The following is a 1,389-nucleotide window of genomic DNA, read 5'->3' on the forward strand; positions in this document are numbered from 1 at the left end:
TGCCTGTCCTAAACGCTATCATGCCCAATGGCTTCTCTCCCAAAGGAGCAGAAATTACCGTAGCACTGGGCATGGGCATGTAAAAACCATCCGCCGGTAAAACATTCACAAGCCTATCAGTAAAGTTGCTGTTAACAACCGCAACATCTGGTCTGTAATCAGCAATGGGAAAATAAACCATCTTAGAAATCCGTTGGCACTATTCTGGTCACGTTATGGCGTTTTGATGTCTCTGCACGCAATTCTCGCAACTGTTCGTTAAAGTCATTGTAAGCCGCCGCGGCAGAATCTGGTTCTTTCAAGATATTCTTATACAATTCATACTTTGCACGCGCTTTGATCAGATCAAAGGCATGGACAAACCATGGATGCTCCTCATCGACACTCTCTATCTCTGATAAACGCAATGGAGAGAGAATGAGTTGAATCTGATAGGCTCTATCCGGTGTGGGATAAAGATGTAATTGTCTATCAAAATAACTGTAACAAACCGGCGTTCCTTGCTGCTCTGATGATAACAAAGGCTCTAAAGAAACATGGTCCTTACACTCCAATGCAAGCTTGTGATGTTGATCAGAACTCAGATAAACGTTTTTGATTTTAACAGCACTTTCGATATGGCTGGTAGTGCTTGCATCATAAACACCTTGTCCCGCCCGTGTCTCAAACACCACATCACGGCTTTCGTTAAAGTAAAAGGTCTCCCGTTCACAAAAACGAATGGCTGCAAAAATACTTTCTTGGATTTGATGAACATACTCATCCGCTATGTCATCAATCTCATCTTGAATGACCGACACAAGGTGCGAAAGTGTTCTCTTATGACGACAAACATCTCGCTTTACAGGTATTGGTCCTCCGGTCTTAACCCGAATATAATGACGTGTCATCAAAATACCTTTCAGTAAAAATTATTACTATTGATATTATATATTTTGTGTAGTACAGTGCACTGATGGTAGCGATAATAAAAACAACAGATGAATTCGATAACTGGTTAGAAAAACTTAAAGACAGAAAAGCTGCTAATATAATTCTTGCAAGACTTCATAGAATTCGTTCAGGGCTTTTGGGTGATGCGAAGTTTTTTAATGGTATAGGTGAATTACGTATCCACTATGGTGCTGGGTATCGAGTTTATTTCACAAAAAAAGGCGATAAAATCATTATATTGCTTTGTGGTGGTGACAAATCCACGCAATCCAGTGATATTCAAAAAGCCTTATCTCTTTTAGAGGATCTTAAAAATGAAATTGAAAACCTTTAACTTTGAAAAACACCTCACAACAGCAGAATCTCAAGAAGTCTTTTTAAATGAAGCCTTCAAAACAGGCGATGCTGCTCATATAGCGGATGCCCTTGGTATAGTTGCGCGAGCTCAAAATATGA

The 1,389-nt window shown here is 39.8% G+C and carries 3 protein-coding genes and 1 pseudogene; 2 read left to right on the forward strand and 2 right to left on the reverse strand.

Annotation, left to right across the window (positions count from 1 at the left end):
• Together GQO39_RS08470 and GQO39_RS08475 are read right to left on the reverse strand one after the other, a co-directional pair.
• Positions 1–181: pseudogene (locus GQO39_RS08470) on the reverse strand (hypothetical protein); the annotation flags it as partial.
• A gap of 1 nt (position 182) precedes the next feature.
• Positions 183–890: a phage adaptor protein gene (locus GQO39_RS08475; protein WP_156851766.1), complete on the reverse strand. Its 708-nt coding sequence runs from the start codon at positions 888–890 to the stop codon at positions 183–185.
• A 65-nt stretch (positions 891–955) separates the two neighbouring features.
• Here GQO39_RS08475 and GQO39_RS08480 point away from each other — a divergent pair, with 65 nt between their 5' ends.
• Both GQO39_RS08480 and GQO39_RS09355 read left to right on the forward strand, forming a co-directional pair.
• Positions 956–1,267, forward strand: coding sequence for a type II toxin-antitoxin system RelE/ParE family toxin (locus GQO39_RS08480; RefSeq protein ID WP_156851767.1), 312 nt, complete (start codon positions 956–958; stop codon positions 1,265–1,267).
• The coding region (locus GQO39_RS09355; RefSeq protein ID WP_500789585.1) for a helix-turn-helix domain-containing protein at positions 1,248–1,389 on the forward strand (142 nt) is incomplete at its 3' end. The genes GQO39_RS08480 and GQO39_RS09355, both read left to right, overlap by 20 nt.

The organism is Bartonella refiksaydamii (assembly GCF_902652675.1).
Taxonomy (GTDB): Bacteria; Pseudomonadota; Alphaproteobacteria; order Rhizobiales; family Rhizobiaceae; genus Bartonella; species Bartonella refiksaydamii.